Raw genomic sequence first — 283 nt, 5'->3', positions numbered from 1 at the left:
CAGTGCGACGCCGTGAAGCGCTACCTCGACCGCCACGGCCTGGAGTTCGTCGAGGTCCCGCTCACCCCCGCCTCGACCGCCGCCTTCCAGGCCGCCGGCATCCTCGCCGCCCCCGTCGTCGAGCTGCCCGGCGAGGAGCCCTTCGGCGGGTTCCGCGCGCCGTTGCTCGACGCCTGGCGGGTGAAGAACGGAGGGAAGTAGCCACGTGACGTTGCCCGCAAGGTGCCTTGCGTGACTTACGGTAGAGGCACTCCCCCAGGGAGCCGGATCGGCCGGCTTCCAC

The 283-nt window shown here is 71.7% G+C and carries 1 protein-coding gene; it reads left to right on the top strand.

Translation table 11 applies throughout. The annotated features are described in order from the left end of the window. Positions 1-201, top strand: a 201-nt coding sequence (locus PROKR_RS01755; RefSeq protein WP_036959156.1) for a thioredoxin domain-containing protein, incomplete at its 5' end; no start/stop codon positions are given. Positions 202-283 lie beyond the last annotated feature (82 nt).

The organism is Promicromonospora kroppenstedtii DSM 19349 (genome assembly GCF_000515355.1).
In the GTDB taxonomy this organism is placed as follows: Bacteria; Actinomycetota; Actinomycetes; order Actinomycetales; family Cellulomonadaceae; genus Promicromonospora; species Promicromonospora kroppenstedtii.
The sequence above is the reverse complement of the archived record's forward strand: the minus strand, read 5'-3'. Positions and strand labels throughout refer to the sequence as shown.